The organism is Neoroseomonas rubea, from assembly GCF_016106015.1.
Taxonomy (GTDB): domain Bacteria; phylum Pseudomonadota; class Alphaproteobacteria; order Acetobacterales; family Acetobacteraceae; genus Neoroseomonas; species Neoroseomonas rubea.
Map to the genome: position 1 here is coordinate 1 of NZ_JACADQ010000243.1, position 6,410 is coordinate 6,410.

A 6,410-nucleotide genomic window follows, 5' to 3' on the forward strand; every position below is an offset into this window, starting at 1 on the left:
GGCGCGCGGCGCGCGAGTCGCGTCCGCCGGCCGCCCGCACCTGATCGCGATCGGCTGTTCGACCGGCGGGCCGCAGGCGCTTGCCGCGCTGGTGAAGCGGCTGCCGCGGCTGCCCCTGCCTGTCGTGGTGGTGCAGCACATGCCGCCCGGCTTCACGACCATGCTGGCCGAGCATCTCGACCGGCTCGGCACGCTGCGCTGTGCTGAGGCGGTCGATGGCGAGGCGCTCGCCGCCGGGCGGATCTACCTTGCGCCCGGCGACCGGCACCTGCTGGTCGAAGGGCAGCAGGGCGCGTTCCGCGCGCGGCTGACGAGCGATCCGCCAGAGAATTTCTGCCGCCCCGCGGTGGACCCGATGCTGCGCAGCGCGGTCAAGGCAGCGGGCGGCAGGATCACGGCCGTGATCCTGACGGGCATGGGCCATGACGGGCTTGCCGGCTGCCGCGCCGTCGCTGCGGCGGGCGGCGAGATCCTGGCCCAGGACGAGGCCAGTTCCGTGGTTTGGGGCATGCCCGGCGCCGTTGCGCGGGCGGGCCTGCCGACCCTGCTGGCGCCGCCCGAGGCGCTGGCGGACCGCATTGCCGCGATCGCGGCCGAAAGGGTGATCGCATGACGCCGGACAGCTTCAACTTCCTTGCCGGCCTGGTGAAGGCACGGTCAGGCATCGTGCTGACCGCGGACAAGGGCTACATGCTCGAGACCCGGCTTGGCCCCATGCTGCGGCGCGAGTCGCTGCAGGGTCTCGACGCGCTGGCCGTGCGCCTGCGCGCGCCGCGGGCCGAGGCGCTGGCCGCGGAAGTGGTGGAGGCGCTCACCACCAATGAGAGTTCCTTCTTCCGCGACGGCAAGCCCTTCGAGCATCTGAAGAAGCTGCTGCCGAAGCTGGCGGCGGCGCGCCCGCCCGGCCAGCCGATCCGGGTCTGGTCGGCGGCCTGTTCCTCCGGCCAGGAAGCCTATTCGATCGCGATGACCGCGGCCGAGCTCGGCCCGGCGCTCGGCGGGCGGAAGCTCGACATCCTCGGCACCGACATTTCGCGCGAGATGCTCGATCGCGCGCAGGAAGGCGTCTTCACCCAGTTCGAGGTGCAGCGCGGCCTGCCGGTGACGATGCTGGTGAAGCATTTCCGGCAGGAGGGGCAGCGCTGGCGCGTGGCGCCCGAGCTGCGCGCGCAGGTGCGCTGGCAGTTCTTCAACCTGATGGAGGATCCGCGCACGCTTGGGCGCTTCGACATCATCTTCTGCCGCAACGTGCTGATCTATTTCGACGCGCCGACCAAGTCGCGCGTGCTCGGCACGCTGGCGGGGATGCTGGCGCCGGATGGCGTGGTCTATCTCGGCGGCGCGGAGACGGTGCTCGGCCTGACCGAGCGGCTGGTTCCGGCGCCGGGCGAGCGCGGCGTGTACGAGCCCGCGCGGGCGACGGCGAAGGCCGGCTGAGACACGCGGCGAAGGCGCGAACAGCGCCTTCGCATCACGCCTTGGCCCGCTGTGCGGGACGCTTCGCGCGGCCGGTCGCCTGTGGTCTCGCGGCAGACGCGCATCGCGTCCGGCGATGCTTCGGCCGTCATGCGGCCTGCATCAGGGTCGCGTCCGGCCTGATGCGATCTTCCCGCATTCGCGGTGGCAGGATCCTGCGACGAGCGACGACCGAGCCGCGGCTGCGGGCTGTCGTCCGCCGCGTCCTGGCGGGGGGGACAAAAAAATCGCGCCGCGGATTTTCCGCGGCGCGAGTTGGGAACCGAGAAGTCCGGCCCTTTTGGCCGGGGGAGAGAAGGATGTCAGGCGGCGCGCACGTCCAGGCTCGCGGCGGTGCCGACGGCGGGCGCCTGCCAGGCGGGGGTGCGGCCCTGGTTCGGTTCGCGCAGCACGTAGCCGCGGCCCCAGACCGTGCCGATCAGGTCGGGCGCGCCGGCCTGGGTGAGCTTCTTGCGCAGCTTGCAGATGAAGACGTCGATGATCTTCACCTCAGGCTCGTCGATGCCGCCGTAGAGGTGGTTGAGGAAGGCCTCCTTCGTCATGACCACGCCCTTGCGGAGCGCGAGCAGTTCCAGGATGGCGTATTCCTTGCCGGTCAGGTGCACGGTCTTGCCGGACACGGTGACCTCGCGCGAGCCGAGGTTGAGGTTGAGCGGGCCGACGGCCAGCGTCGGCTGGCTGAAGCCCTTGGCGCGGCGCACGATGGCCTGGATGCGGGCCACCAGTTCCTGCTGGTCGAAGGGCTTGGTGATGAAGTCGTCGGCGCCCATGCCGAAGACCTTCACCTTGGTCTGGGGGCGGGAGACGCCCGAGAGGATGAGGACCGGCGTCTCGATGCGCGCGGCGCGGAGGCGGCGGACGACCTCGGATCCGTCGATGTCGGGCAGGATCAGGTCGAGGATGACGATGTCGTAGTCATAGAGGCGGGCCAGTTCGACCGCCTCCTCGCCCGTGTCGGCCGTGTCGACGATCATGGCGCCCTGACGGAGCATCATTGTGATGCCGCGTGCTGTGGTGAGATCATCTTCAACCAATAAGACGCGCATTTTGGTGTCCTCTCGTTCCGTGAGATGAGGATACCACCAGGACGGGTATCATCAAGCGAATTTTCGCCATTTAACCTCTCAAGAATGAGACCTAGACAATTTAAACGATCAGATAGGTTAAGAACGCGACGTTCAGCGACACTTCACGGTATGCCTAGACCGAGCAGGGATACCACCCAGGGTTGCGGTGCCTCGCGGGGGATAAAGTGACCCGCCCCCGGAATCACCTCCCGCCGGAAAAGGCCGGAAAACCGCGATTCACAGCCGATGCTGTTCGCAGGCGGATCGACCCCGTCCTCCGCGCCGTGCAAGACAACACACGAAATTGTGATCTTCGGGCGGGCCGCCAAACGCGCCTCGATCGCGTCCAGAGCCGGGTCTCCGGCCGCGGCGCGGTGCCGATGGCGGTACGAGTGAACGGAAACGTCAACGAAATCGGGGTTACGGAAGCTTTCCGCCGTGCGCGCGTATTCGGCATCCGTGAACCGCCACCCCGGGGACCATGAACGCCAGAGAAGGCGACAGAACCCGTCCCGGTCGGCCGCCAGCCCCGCCGCCCCCCGGTCGGTGTGAAGATACCATTGGTACCAGTAGCGCTGTTCCTGCTCCGCCGGCGCCGGCCGGATCGAGCCCGCAATGTCCTGGATGTTGTAGCCATTGGCGGAGACCAGCCCGGCCACACGCTCCGGCCACAGCGCCGACACCACGCAGGCCGCCCGCCCGCCCCAGTCATAGCCGGCAAGCAGCGCCCGCCCGATGCCCATCGCATCCATCAGCGCCAGCAGGTCCGCCCCCAGCGCCGCCTGCTGCCCGGATCGCGGCGTTGCCGCATCCAGGAAGCGCGTCGGCCCGTAGCCGCGCAGATAGGGCACCACCACGAAATGACCCGCCGCGGCCAGCGCCGGCGCCACCCCGTCCCAGGCCCGCGCATCGTCGGGGAAGCCATGCAGCAGGATCACGGGCGGCCCATCCGCCGGCCCGTGCAGTTCCACCGCCACCTCGAGCACGCCCGCCTTCACCATCGCCTGCCGCATCGCCCGTCGCCTCCGCCTGGCCTCGCGGCGGAGTCTCGGGCGTCCCGGTCAGGTCAGGAAGGGGAATCGATCCACGTCGATCCAGCCGCAGAGCCGGCGCATCGGCTTGCCGAACCTGTCGCTCTCCCCGGCAATCTGCTGCGTTGCCGGATTGAACTGGCGCCAGATATATAGGGCGAGCTGCACCTGCTGGTTCCCCTGCCCGGCATCTGCGGTGCGCCAGAGGTTGCCCGCGGCGCTGACGATGATGCCGACATGCTCGATCGTCGCACCCTTGTACTTGTTGGCCTCCTCCGGCTTCACGGGCGCGATGCAGTTGCAGCCCGTCTCGTGCCGCTCCGCGCTGCCGCTGCACAGAAGGTAGAAATCCCCCGGCTTCAGCCGCGCGGGCTGGCCGCCGGCCATGATCGCGCGGCGGCGCTCTCCGGCGCCGTTGTGGACCCAGGACCCGGTGGCGATGCCGGCGTTGCGCATCCCCGCCAGGCCGCCGCCGGTGTTGATGCGCGTCGCGGCACCCTCCGCCGTCAGGCCGAGCATGCCCGCCACATAGGCCGGCAGCCCGCCGCAGGTGGTGTAGCCGGCATTGGGCGCCCATCGCGCATCGATCTTGCGGAAGGCCGCAGTGCCGGAGACGCTGGGGACGACGCTCGGCACGATCCGGTCGAGGATCCTGCGGCGGCGGGGGGACAGGTCCATGGCAAGGCTCCGCGGGGCTGCGCGGCGAATGTCCCACCCGCCGCGCGCCGATGCCGTGCCGCGGATCACCCGGTCGCGGAGGCGGTCCGGGCCGGCATCGGCGCTAACGCCAGCGCCGATGCATCCACAGCCACTGGCCCGGATGTTCCCGCACCCAGCCCTCGATCACCGTGTTCATCGCCTGGGTCGCGCCCTCCACGTCGATTAGCCCTTCCGCGTCGCGCGGCAGGGCGATCTCCTCCGTCAGGTCGAGCCGGAAGCGGCCGCCGGGCAGGCGGATGGCGCGCGCGCCGTGCACGGGGCAGTCGAAGCGGCGGGCGAGTTGCGCCAGCAGCGGGTTGGCGAAGGCCGGGCGGCCCATGAAGGTGATGCGCGGGCCGCGGCCGAAGCGCTGGTCCACCAGCATGCCGATGTGCTGGCCGCGCTCCAGCGCCTTGGCCAGCTTGAAGGGCGCGCTCATGCCCGCCGCGACCAGCGTGCCCATGCTGTCCTGGCGCAGGCGGAGGATCTCCTTGGCGACCGCGGGGCTGTTCGGGGTGCGATACAGCACCGCGCTGTCGATCCCGTGCCGCGCGGCCGCGATCGCGGGCAATTCCCAGTTCGCCAGATGGGCGGAGAAGACGATCGCGGGCTTGCCGTCCTCCCGCAGCCTTTCATAGAGCGCGACGGTCTCGGGCGTGGCCGTGATGCGCCCAGCACCCGGATTGGCGGGGTCGAAGTCCCAGATCCGGTCCATATGGACGTATTCGCAGGCGACGCGGCCGAGATTGTCCCACGCCTCCCGCAGGATCTCCGCGCGATCGGCCTCGGTCTTCTCCGGGAAGGCGGCGGCAATGTTCTCCCGCGCGATCCTGTTGGCCGAGGTCAGCGGCCCGAGCGCGCGTGCAAGCGCCGCGCCGATCCCCGGGCCGCGATCGGGCCCGAGCAGGCGCAGCAGCGCGAAGACGCCGCGCATCAGCAGCCCGAAGGCCGCATCCGCGATGCGCCACAGCCTGTACTTAAAGCGTAACAACGATCTTCCCGAAGACGCGGCGGCTCTCGAGCCGCGCGAGCCCGTCCTCGAACCGCTCGATCGGCAGCACCGTGTCCAGCACCGGCAGGATGCCGCGCGCCATCTTGGCGTAGCCATCGGCGATGTTGCGCATCGACGCGCCGAAGGACCCGAAGATGCGCAGCTGCCGCTGGAAGATCATCATCAGGTTCGTCTCGGCGCTGACGCCGCTGGTCGAGCCGCAGGTGACGAGCCGCCCGCCCATGCGCAGCGCCAGCAGGCTGCCCGCCCAGGTCGCGGCGCCCACATGCTCGAACACCACGTCCACGCCGACCTTGTTCGTCACGCGCCGCGCGACGGTCGGGAAGTTCTGCGTGGAGTAGTTCACCACATGGTCGGCGCCCAGCGCGCGCGCCTTGGCGCATTTCTCGTCGTCGCCTGCGGTCGCGATCACGGTGCAGCCCATGTCCTTTGCGATGCGCACCGCGACGGTGCCGATGCCCGATCCCGCCGCATGCACCAGGATCGTCTCGCCCGGTTCCAGCTTCGCATTGTCGAACAGCATGTGCTCGACGGTGGAGAAGGTGATGGTGCCGCAGGAGGCGTCCTCCCACGACAGCCCGTCGGGCACGCGCACCAGCAGCCGCGCTTCCTGGTTCACCAGCTCGCAGGCGAAGCCGCCGACATGGAAGCCCTTCACGCCGCGGACATTCTCGCAGAGGTTGTCCTCGCCCTTGAGGCAGCGGCGGCAGGTCCCGCAGGTCAGCGCGCCATAGGGTGCAGCGCGGTCGCCCACCTTCCAGGTCGTGACGCCCTCGCCGACGGCCACGACCTCGCCCACCGCCTCCGCGCCCACGATCAGCGGCATCTCCCGCTTGGCAAAGGCCATCCCGCGGAAGCCCCAGACATCAATGTGGTTCAGCGCCACCGCATGGATGCGCAGCGTCACCTCGCCCGGGCCGGGGGGCGGCGGGGGCGGGACCTCCTCAAGGCGCAGGTCGCGGTCGGCGTGCAGGCGCAAGGCGCGCATCAGAGTCTCCCAGGAAGGCGGGGGGAGAAGGGAACTTCTCCCCCCGAACCCCCCTCAACCTTCTTTGCCAATTGGGGACGGACCGCAAGGGGCGGTGCCAGGTATCCAAAGAAGGGAGGGGGCGCGGGGGAGGTTCT

7 protein-coding genes are annotated in these 6,410 nt (G+C 69.9%); 2 read left to right on the forward strand and 5 right to left on the reverse strand.

Features of this window, described 5'->3' with window-relative positions; translation table 11 throughout:
• Together HW577_RS18300 and HW577_RS18305 are read left to right on the forward strand one after the other, a co-directional pair.
• Positions 1–613, forward strand: a 613-nt coding sequence (locus tag HW577_RS18300; protein ID WP_198377582.1) for a CheB methylesterase domain-containing protein, incomplete at its 5' end; no start/stop codon positions are given.
• Entirely contained in the window at positions 610–1,437 is an 828-nt protein-coding gene (locus tag HW577_RS18305; RefSeq protein WP_198377583.1) for a CheR family methyltransferase, read from the forward strand. The genes HW577_RS18300 and HW577_RS18305, both read left to right, overlap by 4 nt.
• A 341-nt stretch (positions 1,438–1,778) precedes the next feature.
• Here the strand turns inward: HW577_RS18305 and ctrA are convergent, their stop codons facing one another.
• From ctrA to HW577_RS18330, 5 genes are all read right to left on the reverse strand, one after another.
• Positions 1,779–2,522, reverse strand: a complete 744-nt coding sequence (gene ctrA / locus HW577_RS18310; protein ID WP_198377584.1) for a response regulator transcription factor CtrA — start codon at positions 2,520–2,522, stop codon at positions 1,779–1,781.
• 143 nt (positions 2,523–2,665) lie between these two features.
• Positions 2,666–3,481 (reverse strand): alpha/beta hydrolase, encoded by an 816-nt coding sequence (locus HW577_RS18315; RefSeq protein ID WP_332837756.1) that lies wholly within the window; start codon positions 3,479–3,481, stop codon positions 2,666–2,668.
• A 123-nt stretch (positions 3,482–3,604) separates the two neighbouring features.
• On the reverse strand, positions 3,605–4,252 hold the full coding sequence (locus HW577_RS18320; RefSeq protein ID WP_198377586.1) for a hypothetical protein: 648 nt from the start codon (positions 4,250–4,252) through the stop codon (positions 3,605–3,607).
• A gap of 103 nt (positions 4,253–4,355) precedes the next feature.
• Positions 4,356–5,264 carry a lipid A biosynthesis lauroyl acyltransferase gene (locus HW577_RS18325; RefSeq protein ID WP_198377587.1) on the reverse strand — a complete coding sequence of 303 codons (909 nt, stop codon included), beginning with the start codon at positions 5,262–5,264 and terminating at the stop codon, positions 4,356–4,358.
• Positions 5,251–6,273: a zinc-binding dehydrogenase gene (locus HW577_RS18330; RefSeq protein WP_198377588.1), complete on the reverse strand. Its 1,023-nt coding sequence runs from the start codon at positions 6,271–6,273 to the stop codon at positions 5,251–5,253. The genes HW577_RS18325 and HW577_RS18330 overlap by 14 nt, the downstream gene beginning before the upstream one ends.
• Between the last annotated feature and the right edge of the window lie 137 nt (positions 6,274–6,410).